The sequence below is a fragment of the Streptomyces sp. NBC_00019 genome (assembly GCF_045041015.1).
In the GTDB taxonomy this organism is placed as follows: domain Bacteria; phylum Actinomycetota; class Actinomycetes; order Streptomycetales; family Streptomycetaceae; genus Streptomyces.
The window spans coordinates 2,087,480-2,109,225 of the sequence record NZ_CP108302.1 but is presented as its reverse complement, the minus strand read 5'-3'; the positions used below and the strand labels follow the sequence as shown (position 1 = coordinate 2,109,225).

17 protein-coding genes, 2 rRNA genes, 1 pseudogene and 1 riboswitch are annotated in these 21,746 nt (G+C 67.0%); of the genes and pseudogenes, 14 read left to right on the top strand and 6 right to left on the bottom strand.

Annotated elements, in window-relative coordinates; all coding sequences use genetic code 11:
* The first annotated feature begins 165 nt into the window (after positions 1 to 165).
* From OHU89_RS10175 to OHU89_RS10120, 12 genes are all read left to right on the top strand, one after another.
* Positions 166 to 3,288, top strand: a 23S ribosomal RNA gene (locus OHU89_RS10175).
* Between the two features lie 96 nt (positions 3,289 to 3,384).
* Positions 3,385 to 3,501, top strand: a 5S ribosomal RNA gene (rrf, locus tag OHU89_RS10170).
* A gap of 109 nt (positions 3,502 to 3,610) precedes the next feature.
* Complete coding sequence (locus tag OHU89_RS10165) at positions 3,611 to 4,219, top strand: CDP-alcohol phosphatidyltransferase family protein (protein ID WP_405641834.1); 609 nt, start codon at positions 3,611 to 3,613, stop codon at positions 4,217 to 4,219.
* A gap of 116 nt (positions 4,220 to 4,335) precedes the next feature.
* The gene (locus tag OHU89_RS10160; RefSeq protein WP_405641833.1) at positions 4,336 to 6,831 is read left to right on the top strand and encodes a sugar phosphate nucleotidyltransferase; all 2,496 of its coding nucleotides are present in this window, start codon (positions 4,336 to 4,338) and stop codon (positions 6,829 to 6,831) included.
* A gap of 167 nt (positions 6,832 to 6,998) precedes the next feature.
* Positions 6,999 to 7,844 carry a DUF881 domain-containing protein gene (locus tag OHU89_RS10155; RefSeq protein WP_405641831.1) on the top strand — a complete coding sequence of 282 codons (846 nt, stop codon included), beginning with the start codon at positions 6,999 to 7,001 and terminating at the stop codon, positions 7,842 to 7,844.
* Complete coding sequence (locus OHU89_RS10150) at positions 7,841 to 8,173, top strand: small basic family protein (protein WP_003988855.1); 333 nt, start codon at positions 7,841 to 7,843, stop codon at positions 8,171 to 8,173. Before OHU89_RS10155 ends, OHU89_RS10150 begins: the two co-directional genes overlap by 4 nt.
* A 5-nt stretch (positions 8,174 to 8,178) precedes the next feature.
* Entirely contained in the window at positions 8,179 to 9,012 is an 834-nt protein-coding gene (locus OHU89_RS10145) for a DUF881 domain-containing protein (protein WP_405641829.1), read from the top strand.
* 61 nt (positions 9,013 to 9,073) lie between these two features.
* Entirely contained in the window at positions 9,074 to 9,967 is an 894-nt protein-coding gene (locus OHU89_RS10140; protein WP_095046465.1) for an FHA domain-containing protein, read from the top strand.
* 45 nt (positions 9,968 to 10,012) lie between these two features.
* Entirely contained in the window at positions 10,013 to 10,750 is a 738-nt protein-coding gene (locus tag OHU89_RS10135; RefSeq protein ID WP_266895227.1) for a MerR family transcriptional regulator, read from the top strand.
* Positions 10,751 to 10,827: 77 nt separating this feature from the next.
* A complete protein-coding gene (locus tag OHU89_RS10130) occupies positions 10,828 to 11,301 on the top strand; it encodes a bifunctional nuclease family protein (protein ID WP_004002801.1) in 474 nt (157 codons plus the stop codon).
* Positions 11,302 to 11,552: 251 nt separating this feature from the next.
* A complete protein-coding gene (locus OHU89_RS10125) occupies positions 11,553 to 12,200 on the top strand; it encodes a MerR family transcriptional regulator (protein WP_405641827.1) in 648 nt (215 codons plus the stop codon).
* A 57-nt stretch (positions 12,201 to 12,257) separates the two neighbouring features.
* Positions 12,258 to 13,619, top strand: coding sequence for a DNA polymerase IV (locus tag OHU89_RS10120; protein WP_405641825.1), 1,362 nt, complete (start codon positions 12,258 to 12,260; stop codon positions 13,617 to 13,619).
* A gap of 70 nt (positions 13,620 to 13,689) precedes the next feature.
* Here OHU89_RS10120 and OHU89_RS10115 read toward each other — a convergent pair whose 3' ends face one another.
* Positions 13,690 to 14,067, bottom strand: a complete 378-nt coding sequence (locus OHU89_RS10115) for a PRC-barrel domain-containing protein (protein WP_405641824.1) — start codon at positions 14,065 to 14,067, stop codon at positions 13,690 to 13,692.
* Positions 14,068 to 14,198: 131 nt separating this feature from the next.
* Positions 14,199 to 14,295, top strand: a riboswitch (glycine riboswitch).
* Between the two features lie 174 nt (positions 14,296 to 14,469).
* On the opposite strand from OHU89_RS10115, the gene gcvP reads away from it, so the two are divergent.
* On the top strand, positions 14,470 to 17,355 hold the full coding sequence (gcvP, locus tag OHU89_RS10110) for an aminomethyl-transferring glycine dehydrogenase (RefSeq protein WP_405641822.1): 2,886 nt from the start codon (positions 14,470 to 14,472) through the stop codon (positions 17,353 to 17,355).
* A 59-nt stretch (positions 17,356 to 17,414) separates the two neighbouring features.
* On the opposite strand, the gene OHU89_RS10105 is transcribed toward gcvP, so the two are convergent.
* From OHU89_RS10105 to modA, 4 genes are all read right to left on the bottom strand, one after another.
* Positions 17,415 to 17,834 (bottom strand): molybdopterin-binding protein, encoded by a 420-nt coding sequence (locus OHU89_RS10105; protein WP_405641820.1) that lies wholly within the window; start codon positions 17,832 to 17,834, stop codon positions 17,415 to 17,417.
* Between the two features lie 27 nt (positions 17,835 to 17,861).
* Complete coding sequence (locus tag OHU89_RS10100; protein ID WP_405641818.1) at positions 17,862 to 18,926, bottom strand: ABC transporter ATP-binding protein; 1,065 nt, start codon at positions 18,924 to 18,926, stop codon at positions 17,862 to 17,864.
* Between the two features lie 116 nt (positions 18,927 to 19,042).
* Positions 19,043 to 19,897 (bottom strand): ABC transporter permease, encoded by an 855-nt coding sequence (locus OHU89_RS10095; RefSeq protein WP_405641816.1) that lies wholly within the window; start codon positions 19,895 to 19,897, stop codon positions 19,043 to 19,045.
* Positions 19,894 to 20,733 carry a molybdate ABC transporter substrate-binding protein gene (gene modA, locus OHU89_RS10090; protein ID WP_405641815.1) on the bottom strand — a complete coding sequence of 280 codons (840 nt, stop codon included), beginning with the start codon at positions 20,731 to 20,733 and terminating at the stop codon, positions 19,894 to 19,896. Before modA ends, OHU89_RS10095 begins: the two co-directional genes overlap by 4 nt.
* A 207-nt stretch (positions 20,734 to 20,940) precedes the next feature.
* On the opposite strand from modA, the pseudogene OHU89_RS10085 reads away from it, so the two are divergent.
* Positions 20,941 to 21,277 (top strand): annotated as a pseudogene (locus OHU89_RS10085) (hypothetical protein).
* Between the two features lie 31 nt (positions 21,278 to 21,308).
* On the opposite strand, the gene OHU89_RS10080 reads toward OHU89_RS10085, so the two are convergent.
* Positions 21,309 to 21,704 (bottom strand): molybdopterin-binding protein, encoded by a 396-nt coding sequence (locus OHU89_RS10080; protein WP_266895244.1) that lies wholly within the window; start codon positions 21,702 to 21,704, stop codon positions 21,309 to 21,311.
* Positions 21,705 to 21,746 lie beyond the last annotated feature (42 nt).

Here is a 21,746-nt window from a genome sequence, read left to right as displayed (position 1 = left end):
AGCTGATCACGAGTGGCGAGGGTGCCGGGCACGCTGTTGGGTGTCTGAGGGTATGGCCGTATCGGCTGCCTTCAGTGCCGGCCCCAGTGCACTCGAACCGGATGGTTCGGGGTGATGGGTGGCTGGTCGTTGTTTGAGAACTGCACAGTGGACGCGAGCATCTGTGGCCAAGTTTTTAAGGGCGCACGGTGGATGCCTTGGCACCAGGAACCGATGAAGGACGTGGGAGGCCACGATAGTCCCCGGGGAGCCGTCAACCAGGCTTTGATCCGGGGGTTTCCGAATGGGGAAACCCGGCAGTCGTCATGGGCTGTCACCCATACCTGAACACATAGGGTATGTGGAGGGAACGCGGGGAAGTGAAACATCTCAGTACCCGCAGGAAGAGAAAACAACCGTGATTCCGGGAGTAGTGGCGAGCGAAACCGGATGAGGCCAAACCGTATGCGTGTGAGACCCGGCAGGGGTTGCGCATTCGGGGTTGTGGGATCTCTCTTTCACAGTCTGCCGGCTGTGAGACGAGTCAGAAACCGTATGGATAGGCGAAGGACATGCGAAAGGTCCGGCGTAGAGGGTAAGACCCCCGTAGCTGAAATCTGTACGGCTCGTTTGAGAGACACCCAAGTAGCACGGGGCCCGAGAAATCCCGTGTGAATCTGGCGGGACCACCCGCTAAGCCTAAATATTCCCTGGTGACCGATAGCGGATAGTACCGTGAGGGAATGGTGAAAAGTACCGCGGGAGCGGAGTGAAATAGTACCTGAAACCGTGTGCCTACAAGCCGTGGGAGCGTCGCGCATTGAGTTTACTCAATGCGTCGTGACTGCGTGCCTTTTGAAGAATGAGCCTGCGAGTTTGCGGTGTGTTGCGAGGTTAACCCGTGTGGGGAAGCCGTAGCGAAAGCGAGTCCGAATAGGGCGGTATAGTAGCGCGCTCAAGACCCGAAGCGGAGTGATCTAGCCATGGGCAGGTTGAAGCGGAGGTAAGACTTCGTGGAGGACCGAACCCACCAGGGTTGAAAACCTGGGGGATGACCTGTGGTTAGGGGTGAAAGGCCAATCAAACTCCGTGATAGCTGGTTCTCCCCGAAATGCATTTAGGTGCAGCGTCGTGTGTTTCTTGCCGGAGGTAGAGCACTGGATAGGCGATGGGCCCTACCGGGTTACTGACCTTAGCCAAACTCCGAATGCCGGTAAGTGAGAGCACGGCAGTGAGACTGTGGGGGATAAGCTCCATGGTCGAGAGGGAAACAGCCCAGAGCATCGACTAAGGCCCCTAAGCGTACGCTAAGTGGGAAAGGATGTGGAGTCGCAGAGACAACCAGGAGGTTGGCTTAGAAGCAGCCACCCTTGAAAGAGTGCGTAATAGCTCACTGGTCTAGTGATTCCGCGCCGACAATGTAGCGGGGCTCAAGCGTACCGCCGAAGTCGTGTCATTCCAGCATGAGGGCCAACGCCCGCTGGGATGGGTAGGGGAGCGTCGTGTGCCGGGTGAAGCCGCGCCGGAAGGCAGTGGTGGACGGTTCACGAGTGAGAATGCAGGCATGAGTAGCGATACACACGTGAGAAACGTGTGCGCCGATTGACTAAGGGTTCCTGGGTCAAGCTGATCTGCCCAGGGTAAGTCGGGACCTAAGGCGAGGCCGACAGGCGTAGTCGATGGATAACCGGTTGATATTCCGGTACCCGCTGTGAAGCGTCAAACATCGAACCCATTAATGCTAAGGCCGTGAAGCCGTTCCGGACCCTTCGGGGAAAGGAAAGTGGTGGAGCCGCCGAACCAAGGTGGTAGTAGGTGAGTGATGGGGTGACGCAGGAAGGTAGTCCAGCCCGGGCGGTGGTTGTCCCGGGGTAAGGGTGTAGGCCGAGTGGTAGGCAAATCCGCCACTCACTAGGGCTGAGACCTGATGCCGAGCCGATTGTGGTGAAGTGGATGATCCTATGCTGTCGAGAAAAGCCTCTAGCGAGTTTCATGGCGGCCCGTACCCTAAACCGACTCAGGTGGTCAGGTAGAGAATACCGAGGCGTTCGGGTGAACTATGGTTAAGGAACTCGGCAAAATGCCCCCGTAACTTCGGGAGAAGGGGGGCCATCACTGGTGATCCGATTTACTCGGTGAGCTGGGGGTGGCCGCAGAGACCAGCGAGAAGCGACTGTTTACTAAAAACACAGGTCCGTGCGAAGCCGTAAGGCGATGTATACGGACTGACGCCTGCCCGGTGCTGGAACGTTAAGGGGACCGGTTAGTCCGATTTCGGTCGGGCGAAGCTGAGAACTTAAGCGCCAGTAAACGGCGGTGGTAACTATAACCATCCTAAGGTAGCGAAATTCCTTGTCGGGTAAGTTCCGACCTGCACGAATGGCGTAACGACTTCTCGACTGTCTCAACCATAGGCCCGGTGAAATTGCACTACGAGTAAAGATGCTCGTTTCGCGCAGCAGGACGGAAAGACCCCGGGACCTTTACTACAGTTTGATATTGGTGTTCGGTTCGGCTTGTGTAGGATAGCTGGGAGACTGTGAACTCTGGACGCCAGTTCAGGGGGAGTCGTCGTTGAAATACCAGTCTGGTCGTGCTGGATGTCTAACCTGGGTCCGTGATCCGGATCAGGGACAGTGTCTGATGGGTAGTTTAACTGGGGCGGTTGCCTCCTAAAGAGTAACGGAGGCGCCCAAAGGTTCCCTCAGCCTGGTTGGCAATCAGGTGTTGAGTGTAAGTGCACAAGGGAGCTTGACTGTGAGACCGACGGGTCGAGCAGGGACGAAAGTCGGGACTAGTGATCCGGCGGTGGCTTGTGGAAGCGCCGTCGCTCAACGGATAAAAGGTACCCCGGGGATAACAGGCTGATCTTCCCCAAGAGTCCATATCGACGGGATGGTTTGGCACCTCGATGTCGGCTCGTCGCATCCTGGGGCTGGAGTCGGTCCCAAGGGTTGGGCTGTTCGCCCATTAAAGCGGTACGCGAGCTGGGTTTAGAACGTCGTGAGACAGTTCGGTCCCTATCCGCTGCGCGCGCAGGAATATTGAGAAGGGCTGTCCCTAGTACGAGAGGACCGGGACGGACGAACCTCTGGTGTGCCAGTTGTTCTGCCAAGGGCATGGCTGGTTGGCTACGTTCGGGAGGGATAACCGCTGAAAGCATCTAAGCGGGAAGCCTGCTTCGAGATGAGTATTCCCACCCCCTTGAGGGGTTAAGGCTCCCAGTAGACGACTGGGTTGATAGGCCGGATCTGGAAGCACGGTAACGTGCGGAGGTGACCGGTACTAATAGGCCGAGGGCTTGTCCTCAGTTGCTCGCGTCCACTGTGTTGGTTCTGAAACCACGAACAGCCCCATACCCGTAAACCGGGTGTGGTGCGGCATAGTTCGACAGTTTCATAGTGTTTCGGTGGTCATAGCGTGAGGGAAACGCCCGGTTACATTCCGAACCCGGAAGCTAAGCCTTACAGCGCCGATGGTACTGCAGGGGGGACCCTGTGGGAGAGTAGGACACCGCCGAACTCCTTTTATAGCTCTGGCTCTTGGGTATACCGCCCAGGAGTCAGAGCTTTTTTGCGTTGAGGTAGGGTCAGGGGGCATCGTTGGCACGTTTCCCACAGGAGGCCCCCGGGTGGAGGTCCAGGAGACTCGCGTCCAGACGGAACGAGTCCTCACCATCCCCAACATCCTCAGCATGGCGCGCCTCGTTGGCGTGCCTGTCTTCCTGTGGCTGATTCTCAGGCCCGAGTTCGGAGGCCCCGAGAGTGACGGCTGGGCTCTTCTGGTGCTCGCCTTCAGCGGAGTCAGCGACTACCTGGACGGCAAGCTCGCGCGGCGTTGGAACCAGATCAGCAGCCTCGGCCGGCTCTTGGATCCCGCGGCAGACCGGCTCTACATTCTCTCGACTTTGGTCGGGCTCACCTGGCGTGAGATTCTGCCAATTTGGTTGACCGCTGCACTTCTGGCGCGTGAGCTGGTCCTGCTGGTGATGGTGGGTATCCTCAGGCGCCATGGCTATCCGCCTCCGCAGGTGAACTTCCTCGGCAAGGCTGCCACGTTCAACCTGATGTACGCCTTCCCGCTCCTGCTGCTCAGTGACGGACATGGCTGGCTCCCGTCACTCGCTGCTATTTTCGGATGGGCGTTCGCCGGATGGGGTACAACGCTGTACTGGTGGGCAGGAGTCCTCTACGTGGTACAAGTCCGCCGCCTCGTCCGTGCGGACACCATGGCCGATTGAACTCGTCGATAGGCGCGGCCGACAGCGGCTCGATGGCCCGTGGCGAGAAAGTGCGGGACAATCAGTGCGGGTGAAGTCGGCTAGACCGTCGTCTCTTAGAGGAGGACGCTTCCGACATGAAGGCCGTCGTGATGGCCGGAGGTGAAGGCACACGCCTTCGCCCTATGACCTCAAGCATGCCCAAGCCGCTCCTGCCGGTGGTGAACCGCCCGATCATGGAGCACGTGCTACGGCTGCTCAAAAGGCATGGTCTCAACGAGACCGTCGTAACTGTCCAGTTCCTGGCCTCTCTGGTCAAGAACTACTTCGGTGACGGCGAAGAGCTCGGAATGGAGCTCTCGTATGCCAATGAGGAGAAGCCACTCGGTACCGCCGGAAGCGTCAAGAACGCCGAAGAGGCGTTGAAGGACGATGCTTTCCTTGTTATTTCCGGCGATGCCCTGACCGACTTCGACCTCACCGAGCTGATCAATTTTCACAAGGAGAAGGGCGCGCTGGTCACTGTCTGCCTGACGCGCGTACCCAATCCTCTGGAATTCGGCATCACCATCGTCGATGAGGAAGGAAAGGTCGAGCGTTTCCTTGAGAAGCCGACCTGGGGTCAGGTTTTCTCCGACACGGTGAACACCGGCATCTATGTGATGGAGCCCGAAGTCTTCGACTATGTCGAAGCCGATGTGCCCGTCGATTGGTCCGGCGATGTCTTCCCGCAGCTGATGAAGGAAGGCAAGCCGATCTACGGCTTCGTGGCCGAGGGGTACTGGGAGGACGTGGGTACCCACGAGAGCTATGTGAAGGCGCAGGCCGATGTCCTGGAGGGCAAGGTCGACGTTGAGATCGACGGCTTTGAGCTCTCGCCGGGGGTGTGGGTGGCCGAGGGTGCCGAGGTGCATCCGGATGCCGTTCTCCGTGGTCCCCTCTACATCGGGGACTACGCCAAGGTCGAGGCGGGCGCCGAAATTCGCGAACACACCGTCGTGGGCTCCAACGTGGTCGTGAAGAGCGGGGCCTTCCTGCACAAGGCGGTTGTGCACGACAACGTGTACGTCGGGCAGCAGAGCAATCTGCGGGGCTGTGTCGTCGGTAAGAACACCGACGTCATGCGCGCGGCCCGGATCGAGGACGGCGCCGTCATCGGCGACGAGTGCCTCATCGGTGAAGAATCGATCGTGCAGGGCAATGTAAAGGTCTACCCGTTCAAGACCATCGAGGCCGGCGCCTTCGTCAACACCTCGGTCATCTGGGAGTCCAGGGGCCAGGCGCATCTCTTCGGCGCCCGTGGGGTGTCCGGCATCCTGAATGTGGAGATCACGCCCGAACTCGCCGTACGCCTTGCCGGGGCCTATGCGACGACGTTGAAGAAGGGCTCCACCGTCACCACGGCCCGCGACCACTCCCGTGGTGCGCGTGCGCTGAAGCGGGCGGTCATCTCGGCGCTGCAGGCCAGCGCCATCGATGTACGGGATCTGGAGAACGTACCGCTGCCCGTTGCCCGGCAGCAGACCGCGCGGGGCAGTGCGGGCGGGATCATGATCCGGACCACGCCTGGGGTGCCGGACTCCGTCGACATCATGTTCTTCGACGGGCGCGGTGCCGACCTGTCGCAGGGCAGTCAGCGGAAGCTGGACCGGGTGTTCGCGCGGCAGGAGTACCGACGTGCGTTCCCCGGCGAGATCGGGGATCTGCACTTCCCGGCCAGTGTCTTCGACTCGTACACCGGATCGCTGCTGCGGAATGTCGATACGACGGGGATCGCCGAGTCCGGTCTGAAGGTCGTCGTCGATGCGTCGAACGGCAGTGCCGGGCTGGTGCTGCCCAGTCTGCTCGGGAAGCTCGGTGTGGACTCGCTGACCGTCAATCCCGGTCTGGACGAGTCGCGGCCGACGGAGACCGCGGATGTGCGGCGGTCGGGGCTGGTGCGGCTCGGTGAGATCGTGGCGTCGTCGCGGGCCGCGTTCGGTGTGCGCTTCGACCCGGTGGGTGAGCGGCTGTCGTTGGTCGACGAGAAGGGGCGGATCGTCGAGGACGATCGGGCGCTGCTCGTCATGCTGGATCTCGTGGCGGCGGAGCGTCGTAGTGGACGCGTGGCGTTGCCGGTGACCACCACGAGGATCGCCGAGCAGGTGGCGGCCTACCACGGCACGCAGGTGGAGTGGACGACCACGTCGCCCGACGACCTGACACGGGTCGGGCGGGACGAATCGACCATTTTCGGCGGTGATGGCAAGGGTGCCTTCATCGTGCCGGAGTTCAGCAGTGTGTTTGACGGCACGGCGGCGTTCGTACGGCTCATCGGGCTGGTGGCGCGGACGCAGTTGACCCTCAGCCAGATCGATGCGCGGATTCCGCGGGCGCATGTGCTCAAGCGGGATCTGGCGACTCCGTGGGCGGTCAAGGGTCTTGTGATGCGGCGGGTCGTGGAGGCCGCCGGGGATCGCTTTGTCGACACGACTGATGGTGTGCGGGTCGTGGAGACCGACGGGCGGTGGGTGATGGTGTTGCCCGACCCCGCCGAAGCCGTCACCCATTTGTGGGCTGAAGGGCCGGACGACGTGTCCGCGCAGGCGCTGCTCGACGAGTGGGCGGCGGTCGTGGACAGCGCCGGCCGCTGAAAGACGCAGCACGCGTGCGTGCCGGACAGGTGTCCCCAAGGGGGCCTGTCCGGCACGTCGGTGGGGCCATTCGGAGGTAGTGGGCGCGACGTGCGACGATGTGCGGCATGCCGCAGCAGCCCCCCGTTCGGAGCGCCCCTACGCGCCCCTCACGCCCGGACGCGTCCATGTCGCTGCTCACCAACGTCATGGACCACAGCCTCGACGACGGGTACGCCGAGGCGGCCGCCCGGAAGAAGGCCGCGGGCGACAGTGGTATGCCGAAGACGCTCCGGGCGAAGCTCGGGCTGGCCGGCGGGCTGGTACTCGCCGCGCTGGTCGTGACCGTCGGGGCGGCGCAGGCGCGGGTGGCGGCGCCCGTCGTGGCCAAGGAGCGTGAAGAGCTCATCGACCGCATCGACCGTGAGACGGACGCGGCGGACAAGCTCGAGGACAGCGTGGACGAGTTGCGCGACGACGTGAGCGCGCGCCAGCGCGAGGCGCTCAGGGACAGCGGCGGCAGCGGCCAGGCGGACCTGGTGGGCATCCTGTCGGGGGCCACCGCGGTGCACGGCCCCGGAGTGAAGCTGGTCGTGAACGACGCCAAGGAAGCCACCACCGGCGGCGACGGCGACCCGCGCGAGACCTCCGGGTTCTCCGACACCGGCCGGGTGCGGGACCGGGACCTGCAGCGCGTGGTCAACGGACTGTGGGAGTCGGGCGCCGAGGCCGTCTCCATCAACGGGCAGCGGCTGACGGCGCTGTCGGCGATCAGGGCCGCGGGTGACGCGATACTGGTCGACAACAAGCCGCTGGTACCGCCGTACACGGTGCTCGCGGTGGGGGACGGGCAGCGGCTGAGCACCAAGTTCCAGAACAGCGCCGACGGGCTGTATCTGCACGCCCTGCAGGAGAACTACGGCATCCGGACGAGCATCTCCACGGAGGGCGACCTCCGGCTGCCCGCGGCGCCGAGTGTGATCGTACGTACAGCACAGCCGAGCATCGAGAAAAGCGAGAAGGGCACATCGTGATCGCCGTACTGGGCCTCGTCGTGGGAGTCGTGGCCGGCCTGTTGGTCCGGCCCGAGGTTCCGGCGGTCGTCGAGCCTTATCTGCCGATCGCCGTCGTGGCGGCGCTGGATGCCGTCTTCGGCGGGCTGCGGGCCATGCTCGACGGCATCTTCGACGACAAGGTCTTCGTGGTGTCGTTCCTGTCCAACGTGGTCGTCGCCGCGCTCATCGTGTTCCTGGGCGACAAGTTGGGCGTGGGGGCCCAGCTGTCCACGGGTGTCGTGGTCGTCCTCGGTATCCGCATCTTCTCCAACGCCGCGGCCATCCGCCGACACGTGTTCCGGGCGTGAGGCCGATGAGCAACCAGGATGAGACGTCGGAGAACAGGCTGCGCAAGGAGCTGCCTGAGGAGGTGCCCTCGACGGACACCGAGGCCGCCGAACCGGCCGGGAAGCAGGAACCCGGGCTCACCGGCCGCCAGCGGCTGGCGCAGGGCCTGTGGCCGCCGCGGCTGACCCGGGCCCAACTCATCGTCGCCGTGCTGCTGTTCGGCCTCGGCTTCGGTCTGGCCGTGCAGGTGGCGTCGAACAGTGACGGTGACAGCGCTCTGCGTGGTGCGCGTCAGGAAGATCTTGTTCGCATCCTCGATGAACTGGATGACCGCACTCAGCGTCTTGAAGACGAGAAGGCGGGCCTCGAGAAGCAGCGTGACGAACTGGAGAACAGTTCGGACCAGGCCGAGGAGGCCCGCAAGCAGACGCTGGAGAAGGAGAGGCAGCTCGGGATCCTGGCGGGCACGGTGGCCGCGCAGGGGCCCGGTATCACGATGACCATCGACGACGCGAAGGGGACGGTCGAGGCGGACATGCTGCTCGATGCGATCCAGGAGCTGCGTGCGGCCGGTGCCGAGGCGATCCAGGTGAACGGCGTACGCGTGGTCGCGGGCACGTATCTGACCGACTCGGGCAAGAGCGTGAGTGTCGATGGGAACAAGATCAACGCTCCCTATCGTTTCAAGGTCATCGGCAAGCCGCAGGATCTCGAACCGGCGCTCAACATTCCTGGAGGCGTGGTGCAGACTCTTGAGAAGGAGCAGGCCACCGTTACCGTCGAGCGGTCGACCAAGATCGTCGTGGACGCCTTGCGAGCGGCGAAGCAGCCTGACTACGCTCGGTCGTCCTCCCAGTGAACCGCGGGTGCATGGGGGACGTCCGGCCAGGGCATGAGGTTGCGGGGGGTCGGCGCACCGATTGGGTGGTGCGTGGTGGAAACTGTCAGGTGGATACGGACGTTGTGAGGATGTCCGGGTCGGCCGGTGTATGCAATCAGGGTTCGTCCTGCCCCACGGGCGGGTCTGTTTCGGTCAAGGGGAATCGCCCGTGAAGTTGTTTGCGAAGTTGTTCGGCAAGAGCGCGCGAGAGGGTAGCGACAATGCGAACGCGACCGCTCGTCATCGCGCACAGCCAGACGCGGAGGGCCAGCGCCCGCTGTTCCGGGACCAGCTGGGCGGCGACGTTCCCGGAGGTCAGGGCGCGCCGTCTGTTGACCCTGCCCAGTCCGGCGGCATAGGTTTCGGGCAACCGTCAACCTCGAGTACGGGTGGAGAGTTTTCCATGTCGGCCCTGGTCTGTACGAGGTGCGGTAACCGCAACGCGGAGAACAGCCGCTTCTGCTCCAACTGTGGTGCGCCGCTGCGGGGTACGCCCGAGCGCCCGTCGGAGACGACCTCCACGATCTCCATCTCCGGCCTCGAGGCCTACGACGCCGAGGTCACCGGCCAGACGCAGATGCCCATGCTCTCCCCGGAGGCACAGGCGGCCGTCGACGCGCTGCCGCTGGGCTCCGCGCTCCTGGTGGTGCGCCGCGGGCCGAACTCGGGCAGCCGCTTCCTGCTGGACGGCGAGCTGACCACGGCCGGACGTCATCCGCAGAGCGACATCTTCCTGGACGACGTGACGGTGTCTCGCCGGCATGTGGAGTTCCGTCGCCAGCCGGACGGCTCGTTCACCGTCGCCGACGTCGGCAGCCTCAACGGCACGTACGTGAACCGTGAGCGGATCGACTCGGTGCCGCTGCACAACGGCGACGAGGTGCAGATCGGCAAGTACCGGCTGGTCTTCTACGCGAGCCAGCGGGGCTACTGACCCGCCCCCGGGCTCCGTCCGGGGGGACACCCCCAGGGAAGGTCCATGCTTCAAACACCGAGCGGCGGTGCCCGGGACGGTGCCGCCGCCGCGGACAGTGGGCTGATGAGCATCGGCACGGTGCTGAACGCGCTGCGTGACGAGTTCCCCGAAGTCACCATCTCCAAGATCCGCTTCCTGGAGTCGGAGGGGCTCATCGAGCCGCAGCGGACCCCCTCGGGGTATCGCAAGTTCAGCCCGGAGGATGTCGAGCGCCTCGGACACGTGCTGAGGATGCAGCGGGACCACTATCTGCCGCTGAAGGTGATCCGCGAGCACCTGGACGCGATGGGGCGGGGCGAGGCCGTCGCGCTGCCCGTCGTGGGGCGTCAGCGCGACGGTGAGGCGCTGCCCGACCCCTTCGAGGCGCCCACCGCCGTACGGATCGGGCGGGCCGAGCTGCTTGTCGCGGCCGAGATCGGCGAGCGGGAGCTCGAGGAGTGGGAGTCGTACGGGCTGATCGCCGCGCTGCCGGACGGGGCGTACGACGCCGAGACGGTCACCGTGGCGGCGCTCGTCGTCGAGCTGGGGCGGTTCGGGATCGAGCCGAGGCATCTGCGGGTGATGAAGGCCGCCGCCGACCGGGAGGCCGGCCTGGTGGACCAGGTGGTGGCCCCGTTGAGGCGGCACCGCAATCCGCAGACGCGGGCGCACGCGGAAGCCCGTACGAAGGAACTGGCGGGGCTCACGGTGAAGCTGCATGCGGCGCTGGTGCAGACCGCTCTCGGTGTGCGGCTGCCCTGAGGGCCTCGTACGCCGGATCCGTCCCCCGTTTCCTGCCCGACTACCCAAACGTCCCGGGCACGGCCTAGGGTTGCTGTGTGAACGAGCTCGATGTCGTAGGTGTCCGGGTCGAAATGCCCTCCAACCAACCGATCGTGCTCCTGCGTGAAGTGGGAGGCGACCGCTACCTCCCGATCTGGATCGGGCCGGGGGAGGCGACGGCGATCGCCTTCGCCCAGCAGGGCATGGCCCCCGCGCGACCGCTGACCCACGACCTGTTCAAGGACGTGCTGGAAGCCGTCGGTCAGGAGCTCACCGAAGTACGCATCACGGATCTGCGTGAGGGCGTCTTCTACGCGGAGTTGGTCTTCGCCAGCGGAGTCGAGGTGAGTGCCCGGCCTTCCGATGCCATAGCGCTGGCGCTGCGTACCGGGACGCCGATCTACGGCAGCGACGGTGTGCTCGACGACGCGGGCATCGCCATCCCGGACGAGCAGGAGGACGAGGTGGAGAAGTTCCGCGAGTTCCTCGACCAGATCTCGCCCGAGGACTTCGGTACCAGCAGCCAGTGAGGCATGGGCGGACTCGCGGTCCAAGACGGGGCGGCCGTGTCCGGTGACCACTGAAATGCTGGCATTTGCCAGCGGCGAGTGAGAGCGTCCTGCGGCCCGTCCCGAGCGCATTCGGCTAGCCTTTCCCCGCGGTGGGGTACGGCAAACCACTCCTAGGGTGATTATCACTCGGCGTGCCGAGTGTGGCGATCGTTGACGCACCCCGGGTGACTGCCTACCGTCGAGAAGGCAGGTCAAGGACGGAGGTCGGCGTGAGAAGCAGCGGCGACGGTACGGCTGGGGGTGCTCCCGGACGCAGTCCGGGGGCGAGCGGCCCGTACCCGCTTCACAGCAGCGCGGCCGATCACGCTCCGCAGCGACCGGCGGTCGTGCCGAGCAGCGGCGGAGGGGCGACGTCCATGGCGTCCGAGGAGATCGGCTACCGCGGTCCGACGGCCTGTGCGGCTGCCGGCATCACCTACCGGCAACTGGACTACTGGGCGCGCACCGGGCTCGTGGAGCCGAGCGTGCGGCCCGCCCACGGGTCGGGGACGCAGCGCCTGTACAGCTTCCGGGATATCGTCGTCCTGAAGATCGTCAAGCGGTTCCTCGACACCGGGGTGTCGCTGCAGAACATCCGCACCGCCGTGCTGCACCTGCGTGAGCGCGGGTTCCGGGACCTGGAACGCATGACGCTCATGAGCGACGGCGCCACGGTCTACGAGTGCACCTCGCCGGACGAGGTCCATGCGCTGCTCCAGGGCGGTCAGGGGATCTTCGGCATCGCCGTGGGCGTCGTGTGGCGGGACGTCGAGAGCGCCCTGTCGCAGCTGCACGGGGAGCGGATCGACACCGGCGAGACCCTCGTCGGGCACAACCCGGCGGACGAGCTGGCGCGGCGGCGCAACCGGGCGGTCTGAGGGCCGCTCCACGCTTGCGGCGGGGCATTGTCAGTGGCGTAGGGCAGCATCGGAGATGTGAGAACCGCGCCCACGATCCTGCATCTCGACATGGATGCCTTCTTCGCCTCGGCGGAGCAGGCGTCCAAGCCGAGCCTGCGAGGGAAGGCCGTCGTGGTGGGCGGGCTCGGGCCGCGTGGGGTGGTGGCCACGGCGTCGTACGAGGCCCGGGTGTTCGGTGTTCATTCCGCGATGCCCATGGCCCAGGCGCGGCGGCTGGTGCCGAACGCCGCGTATCTTGTGCCGCGCTTCGGGTTCTACCGGTCGATCAGTGAGCAGGTGATGGGACTGCTGCGGGCGCTGTCGCCCCTTGTGGAGCCGCTCAGCCTCGACGAGGCGTTCGTGGATCTGGAGGCCGGGGGAACAGCCTGGGACGAGGAGTCGGCGCGGCTGGCCGGAGTGAAGCTGCGCACCGAAATACGTGCCGTCACGGGGCTCACGGGGTCGGTGGGGCTCGCCGCGTCCAAGATGCTCGCGAAGATCGCCTCCGAGCAGGCCAAGCCGGACGGGCTGGTGCTGATCGAGCCGGGGACCGAGCGGGCGCTGCTGGGGCCCAAGTCGGTGCGGATCCTGCCGGGGGTGGGGCCGGCGACGGGGGACCATCTGCGGCGGGCCGGGATCCACACGGTCGAGGAGATCGCGGAGGCGGGGGAGGACGAGCTCGTACGGCTGTTGGGGAAGGCCCATGGGCACGGGCTGTACGCGATGGCGATGGCGTACGACGAGCGGCCCGTGGTGGCCGAGCGGGAGACCAAGTCCGTGTCGGTCGAGGACACGTACGACGTGGACATCCATGACCGGATGCGGGTCGGGTTGGAGGTGCAACGGCTGGCGGATCGGTGTGTGCGGAGATTGCGGGGGGCCGGGCTGTCGGGGCGGACCATTGTGCTGAAGGTGCGGCGGTACGACTTCTCCACGTTGACCCGGTCCGAGACCTTGCGGGGGCCTACCGATGACGTGGCGGTGGTGCGGGAGGCCGCGGCGCGGTTGTTGGACTCCGTGGACACGACGGGTGGGGTGCGGTTGCTGGGGGTCGGGGTGAGTGGGCTTGCTGATTACACGCAGGAGGATCTGTTCGCTCAGGCTGCGGGGGAGCGTGCCGAGCTTGCGGAGGAGGAGCACCGGGTCGAGGTGGCTGAGGAGTCGCCAGTGGTTCCTGTCGAGCGGCGGTGGGTCTCGGGGCACGATGTGCGGCATGACGAGTTCGGGCATGGGTGGGTGCAGGGGAGTGGGCTGGGGAGGGTGACCGTGAGGTTCGAGACGCCGGATTCCGCGCCGGGGCGGGTGCGGACGTTTTCGGTGGAGGACCCTGCGTTGGTGGTGGCTGAGCCGTTGCCGTTGGTGCCGGTCGTGTGTGCGGGTGGCCCCGGTGGGGGCTGAGCGCCGTCGGCGGCTGTCGGTTTCGTGAGCCTGCGGCGCGTGCTTACCCCGCCTGTCGTTCGCCGCTGTGTCAGGTTTCCGCGTCCTCCGTGCCTGCCAGCTTGCCGAAGTCGCGGTCCGGGAAGGGGGGCGGTGGGGCCACGTCCAGGCCGTAGTGGTGGTAGAGCTGGAGTTCCTGTTCGGGGGACAAGTGGCGGCCTACGCCGAAGTCCGGGGCGTCCTTGATCAGGGCTCGTTCGAAGGGGACTCGGAGGGCGCCTTCGAGGAGTTCGCTGGGCTCCAGGGGGACGAAGGCGTCCCTGCTGAAGAGGCCGGTGCGTATGGCCGCCCATTCCGGTACGCCGGTCGCGTCGTCGAGGTAGACCTCGTCGATCGTGCCGATCTTGGTGCCGTTGCGGTCGAAGGCCTTGCGGCCGATCAGGTTCCGAGGATCGATATCGGTCTGCACGGGCCCTCCACTAGGTCGCGACTCGCAACTCATCCGTAAGCACTACGAAAGAGCACATTGGGGGAGGTGGCCACTCGAGGGGATCTCGAGGGATCCGCGTCGACCTCGCTGCTAGGCTGACAAGCGGCTGCCGACCCTGTGCGGGAGAGTCCTCCGAACACCGTTCGGAGGCGCCGAAGGAGCAAATCCTCCCCGGAATCTCTCAGGCACACGTACCGCATGGACGAGGCCACTCTGGAAAGCAGGGCGGGAGTACGGCTTCCGCTCTCACCGACGGTGAAAGCCGGGAGCCCTCGGGCGCCCCGGTGAAGCTCTCAGGTTGAGATGACAGAGGGGGAGGCCGTCCGGGTACCCGTGCCGTGGTGCCCCTCGCAGGTCGTGTCAGACCAGGAGGCCTCCGTAATGACCGCCCACCGCACTCCGCTCACAGAGCTCGAGCAGGGGATCCCCTTCGAGCAGCGCCACATCGGGCCCGACCAGGAGGCGCGGGCCAAGATGCTCGCGCAGGTCGGCTATGGCTCGCTGGACGAGCTCACCGCCGCCGCGGTGCCGGATGTGATCAAGAACGCCGATGACCTTGACCTGCCGGGTGCTCGCACCGAGGCCGAGGTGCTTGCCGAGCTTCGCTCGCTCGCCGATCGGAACCAGGTGCTCGGCTCCATGATCGGACTCGGGTACTACGGGACCTTCACGCCGCCCGTCATCCTGCGCAATGTCATGGAGAACCCGGCCTGGTACACCGCCTACACGCCGTACCAGCCCGAGATCTCCCAGGGACGGCTCGAGGCCCTGCTCAACTTCCAGACCATGGTCGCCGAACTGACCGGACTGCCCACCTCCGGTGCCTCGCTGCTCGACGAGGGCACGGCGGCCGCCGAGGCGATGTCCCTGTCCCGGCGCATGGGCAAGAACAAGAAGGGGCTGTTCCTGGTCGACGCGGACGCGCTTCCGCAGACCATCGCCGTGATCGAGACCCGTGCCGAGCCGGCGGGCGTGGAGGTCGTGGTCGCCGACCTCAGCGACGGCATTCCGGCCGACGTCGCCGGTCGTGAGATCAACGGCGTGCTCGTCCAGTACCCCGGCGCCTCCGGTGTCGTACGGGACATAAAGCCGCTGATCGAGCAGGCCCACGAGCTCGGAGCGCTCGTCACCGTCGCCGCGGATCTGCTCGCGCTGACGCTGCTGAAGTCGCCCGGTGAGCTCGGGGCCGACATCGCGGTCGGAACCACACAGCGCTTCGGTGTGCCGATGGGCTTCGGCGGGCCGCACGCCGGCTACATGGCGGTGCGCGAGAAGTTCGCGCGCAGCCTGCCCGGGCGGCTCGTGGGTGTGTCCGTGGACGCCGACGGGCACAAGGCGTACCGGCTGGCCCTGCAGACCCGTGAGCAGCACATCCGCCGGGAGAAGGCGACCAGCAACATCTGTACCGCGCAGGTGCTGCTCGCCGTGATGGCCGGGATGTACGCCGTCTACCACGGGCCCGAGGGGCTGAAGGACATCGCGCGGCGGACCCACCGCTACGCGGGCATCCTCGCCGCGGGGCTCACCGCCGGTGGTGTCGAGGTCGTGCACGGCACCTACTTCGACACGGTGACCGCCCGGGTGCCGGGCAGGGCCGCCGAGATCGTCGCCGCCGCGCGCGAGAACGGCGTCAACCTGCACCTCGTGGACGCCGACCGGGTCTCCGCCTCCTGCGACGAGACGACCACGCGGGCCCAGCTGAGCGCCGTATGGTCGGCGTTCGGGGTCGGTGGCGACATCGAGGCGCTCGACGCCGCCACCGAGGACGCCGTGCCGGCCGCGCTGCTGCGGAGCGACGAGTTCCTCGCGCACCCGGTCTTCCACCAGTACCGCTCCGAGACGGCGATGCTGCGCTACCTGCGCCGGCTCGCCGACCGGGACTACGCGCTCGACCGCGGCATGATCCCGCTGGGTTCCTGCACCATGAAGCTCAACGCGACCACCGAGATGGAGCCGGTCACCTGGCCCGAGTTCGGTCAGCTGCACCCCTTCGCGCCCGCCGAGCAGGCGCAGGGCTATCTCACGCTCATCCGTGAGCTGGAGGAGCGGCTCGCCGAGGTCACCGGATACGACAAGGTGTCGCTGCAGCCCAACGCCGGTTCGCAGGGCGAGCTGGCCGGACTGCTCGCCGTACGCGGATACCACCGGGCCAACGGGGACGAGCAGCGGACCGTGTGTCTGATCCCGTCCTCCGCCCACGGGACCAACGCCGCCAGCGCGGTCATGGCCGGGATGAAGGTCGTCGTCGTGAAGACCGCCGAGGACGGCGAGATCGACGTCGAGGATCTGCGGGCGAAGATCGAGCAGTACCGCGACGAGCTGTCGGTGCTGATGATCACGTACCCGTCGACGCACGGTGTGTTCGAGGAGCATGTCGCCGACATCTGCGCGCAGGTGCACGAGGCCGGCGGGCAGGTGTACGTCGACGGTGCCAACCTCAACGCCCTGGTGGGGCTTGCCAAGCCGGGCCACTTCGGCGGGGACGTCTCGCACCTGAACCTGCACAAGACCTTCTGCATCCCGCACGGCGGTGGCGGTCCGGGCGTCGGGCCGGTCGGTGTGCGTGCGCACCTGGCGCCGTATCTGCCCAACCACCCGCTGCAGCCGGCCGCCGGGCCGGAGACGGGTGTCGGGCCGATCTCGGCCGCGCCGTGGGGATCCGCCGGGATACTGCCGATCTCGTGGACGTACGTCCGGCTCATGGGCGGTGAAGGACTCAAGCGCGCCACGCAGGTTGCGGTCCTCGGTGCCAACTACATCGCCAAGCGGCTCGAACCGCACTACCCCGTGCTCTACACCGGCCCCGGAGGGCTGGTCGCGCACGAGTGCATCATCGATCTGCGGCCGCTGACCAAGGCGACCGGAGTGAGCGTCGACGACGTCGCCAAGCGGCTCATCGACTACGGGTTCCACGCGCCGACGATGTCGTTCCCGGTGGCGGGGACGCTGATGATCGAGCCGACCGAGTCCGAGGACCTGATCGAGCTCGACCGGTTCTGCGACGCGATGATCGCGATCCGCGGGGAGATCGAGAAGGTCGGCGCCGGCAAGTGGCCCGCGGACGACAACCCGCTGCGGAACGCGCCGCACACCGCCCGGGCGCTCGGCGGGGAGTGGGAGCACGCGTACACGCGCGAAGAGGCCGTGTTCCCGGCCGGAGTGTCGGTCGCGGACAAGTACTGGCCGCCGGTGCGCCGGATCGACCAGGCCTTCGGTGACCGGAATCTGGTGTGCTCCTGCCCGCCGCTGGACGCCTACGAGGACTGAGCCGGCTGTTGAAGATGGGCCCCGCTTTCGGTGGGGCCCTTCTTCATGTCCCGGGTGGCTCACTCGGTCGCGAGGGAGACCTCGGTCGACTTGATCAGGGCCACGACGGGGGTGCCGGCGGCGAGGGCCAGGTCCTCGGCGGCGTCCTTGGTGATGGCGGCGGTCAGGTCGGTGCCGTCGACCGTCACCTTGACGGCTGCCATGGCGGGGCCGGTGGTGACGCCGGTGACCGTGCCGGGGAGCCGGTTGCGGATCGAGAGGCCCTCGACGGGGCCCGTGGCCAGGGAGATCTCCGTCGACTTCACGAGGGCGCGTACGGCGGAGCCCGCCGTGAGGGCCAGCTCCTCGGCCGCTTCCCTGGTGATCGCGGCGGTGAGGTCCTGGCCGCCGGAGAGCCGGACCTTGACCGTGGCCATCACCTCGCCGGGGGTGACCTCGGTGACGGTGCCAGGGAGTTGGTTGCGGATGCTCAGAGTCATGGCATCAAACTTAGAGCTGCGTACGGCTTACGCCGGGTATGCATGCGTTTGCGTCGCCTTCACCGTGGCCCAGACCTCCGCGCCCGGGTGTAGATCGAGTTCGGCCGCGGCGACCGTGGTGAGGTCCGCGGCGAGGGGGAGCTCGCCGGTGAGGTCGGCGCGGATCTGATTGCCGTGGGTCTCCAGGCCGGCCACCTCGCAGCGCCAGAGATTACGGGCGCTGGAGCCGGTGGGGCGGTCGCCGTAGAGGGTCACGGCGGACGGCGGGAACGCGACGAAGGCCTCTCCCGTGAGGTCCTCGGTGGTGGTGATGTCGGGGCCGGCCTCCAGGTGGACCGTGTGGCCTTCTGACCGGCCCTTGTAGAGGTTCAGGCCCACGAGCTGGGCGATGTAGTCCGTACGGGGATGGCGGGCGATGTCGGACGGGGTGCCCTCCTGCACGACCCGGCCGTGCTCGATCACGACCAGGCGGTCGGCCAGGACCATCGCGTCCAGGGGGTCGTGGGTGACCAGGACGGCGACCGCCTCGAAGTCGGCCAGGTGGCGGCGGAGTTGGGAGCGGACCTCCAGGCGGGTGCGGGCGTCCAGGGCGGCGAGGGGTTCGTCGAGGAGGAGCAGGCGGGGGTGGGTGGCCAGGGCGCGGGCCAGGGCGACGCGTTGGGCCTGGCCGCCGGAGAGTCTGCGGGGTTTGGCTGTGGCGTGGTCGCTGAGACCCATGCGGGTCAGCCACTCCGTTGCCTGTTGGCGGGCCTCTGCCTTTGTCGAGCCCTGGCAGCGGGGGCCGAACGCGACGTTGTCCAGGGCTGTGAGGTGGGGGAAGAGGAGGTAGTCCTGGAAGACGACGCCGACGGGGCGGGATTCGGGGGGTGTGCGGTCCAGGTCGGTGCCGTCGAGGCGGAGGTGGCCGGCGGTGAGGGGGGTGAGACCGGCGAGGGCGCGTAGGGCGGTGGTCTTGCCTGCGCCGTTGGGGCCGAGGAGGGCCACCACCTCGCCGGGGGCTGCCGTGAGGGTGATGTCGAGGTGGAAGGTGGGGTGGGTGACGATCAGGTGGGCGTGGAGGCCGTTGGTCGGGTGCGGGGGTGTTGTGGGCATCCGGCCTTCGGCCGGATTTGTTTTCCCACCCGCACCATCCGTGGCGCTTTCGTTGTCAGGTGCGGATGGCCCCTGTGGGGGCTGAGCGCCGGCGGCGGCTGCGCGGCGAGTGTTCGTCATGACGCCGTCATCCAGCGGTCCCGCAAGCCCGCCAGTACCGCGATCGATACCGCCAGGAGCACCAGGCTCAGGGCGATCGCCGCTGCAGGGTCGCTCTGGAGGGCCAGGTAGACCGCGAGGGGCATGGTCTGGGTGCGGCCGGGGAAGTTGCCGGCGAAGGTGATCGTGGCGCCGAACTCGCCCAGGGCTCGGGCCCAGGCGAGGACGGCGCCGGCGGCGATGCCCGGGGCGATCAGCGGGAGGGTCACGCGGCGGAAGGCCGTGAAGCGGGAGGCGCCCAGGGTGGTGGCCGCCTCCTCGTAGCGAGGGTCAGCCGCGCGCAGGGTGCCCTCCACGCTGATGACCAGGAACGGCATCGCCACGAAGGTCTCCGCGACGATGACGCCTGCCGTGGTGAAGGGGAGCGTGACGCCGAACCAGGAGTCCAGCCAGCGGCCCACGATGCCGTTGCGGCCCAGTGCCATCAGGAGGGCCACGCCGCCCACCACCGGAGGGAGGACCAGGGGGAGGGTCACCAGGGCGCGGACCAGGCCCCGGCCGGGGAACTCGGTGCGGGCCAGGAGCCAGGCCAGGGGGACGCCGATCAGGAGACTGAGGGCGGTCGCGGCCGTGGCGCACACCAGGGACAGACGTAGCGCCTGCCATACCTCGGCGCTGGTCAGCTGTTCCGGGAGGGTGCTCCAAGGGGCCCGGACCAGCAGGGCGACCAGGGGGAGGATCAGGAACGCCAGGCCCAGCAGGGCCGGGAGGAGCAAAGGAAGCGGTACACCCTTGAACGGCTGCCGGGCGCGGCGGCGCCGCGGACCGCCCTTGAGGGTGTCCGCGGCGCCGGTCCTGTCGAGGGACGTCACGGCTTGAGGAACCCGGCCGAGGTCAGGACCTTCTGGCCCTCGGCGGACTGGACCAGCTCGATGAACGCCTTCGCCGTGGCGGCGTTGGGGGCGTCCTTGAGCAGGGCGATCGGGTAGTCGTTGACGGCGTCGGCCGACTCGGGGAAGTCCACGCCCTCCACCTTCTCACCCGCGGCCTTCACATCGGTCTTGTAGACCACCGCGGCGTCGGCCTCCTTGAGCTCCACCTTCGTCAGAGCGCTCTTGACGTCCTGCTCGTAGGAGACCGGGGTGAGCTTGAGGCCGCCGGCGTCGAGGGCCTTCTGGGCGGCGGCGCCGCAGGGGACCTCCTCGTCGCACAGCACGACCTTCAGGCCGGACTTGGTGAGGTCCTTGAGGGAGGAGATCTTGTCCGGGTTGCCCGGCAGGGTGGCGATCTCCAGCTGGTTGCGGACGAAGGTGGCGGGCGTGCCCGTGGCGCCCCCCGCGTCCGTGACGATCTTCATCGTCTTGGGGCTGGCCGCGGCGAACACGTCGGCGCCGGCGCCGCTCGTGATGCTGGCGGCCAGGGTGTCGCTGCCGCCGAAGTTGAAGGTGACCTCGGTGCCGGGATGCGTCTTCTCGAACTCCTTGCCCAGGGTCGTGAAGCTCTCCTTCAGGGAGGCCGCGGCGAAGACGTTCACCGTGCCGGACAGCTTCGCCGACGCGGAGGCCGAGGTGTCGGAGCCCGCGGAGTCGGAGTCCGAGTCTGAGTCGGAGGAGGAGCAGGCGGTCAGGGCCAGCAACGCGGCGGTTCCGGCACCGGCCAGCTGCAGGGTCCGGCGGGTGCGACGGGTCCGGCGAGCGGAACGGGTCATCACGGTCTACTCCTTCATGTCTTCGGGCTTGGGCCGCTGGGGCCCGGCAGCGGCCTCTCGAGGACCCTGCGGCGATGATACTGCCGCATATGCAAGGCGTAAGTCTCCTGTTGCATCGCATGATCCGGCCCCATGGCGGGGTGGGGTGCGCATGTGCGTTTGTACGGGACTGCCTTGCGGGTGCGGTCCTGCCGGAGGTGGTGTCCCATGAAGCAGCTGGTTGCCGAACTGGCCCTGAGCGGGGATCTCGCCCGTCCGGCCCGGCTGACCATGCCGGACCTGCTGCGCTGGCTGAAGCACCGGGCGTTCTCCGGTGGCCGACGCGGACGGGCATCGCGCGCTGTTGTCCTGGGCCGAGATCGACCCGGACTTCGCCCATGCGCCCGTGCTGTTGGCGGTGAGCATCGACGAGGCCCCGCTCGACCGGGCCGGACCTCAGCTCGTGTTGCCGCAGGACCGGTGCGGGGCGCGCCATGTCGGCGGGGTCACCGGGATACGGGTGGACGGTGGGTACGAGGGCTGGGCCGGTCAGACCCGGGTCTGACCGGCCCTGGTCTGAGCGGTCTGTGGGCTTCTCAGGTGCGGTCGATGTGTACGTTTGTCGACTTCACGCGGGCCGTGGCCTCCATTCCGACCTCCAGGCCCAGTTCCTCGACGGCCTCGCGGGTCAGCAGGGAGACCAGGCGGTGCGGGCCGGCCTGGATCTCGACCTGGGCGGCGACGTCGCCGAGCTTGATCGCGGTGACGATGCCGGGGAAGGCGTTGCGGACCGAGGTGTACGACGGCTCTTCGTCGCCGGTGTCGCTCCTGGCCAGCTCGACGGAGAACGCGGCCAGGTCCCGGCCGTCGATGAGCCGGCGCCCGCCCTCGTCGCGGTGGGTGGCCATCCGGCCCGCGTCAGCCCAGCGGCGCGCGGTGTCGGGGCTCACGCCCAGGAGTCGGGCCGCCTGGCCGATCGTGTACGACTGCATGCGGATCACGATAGGGGCATCAACGGTGAACGGAGGGTGCGG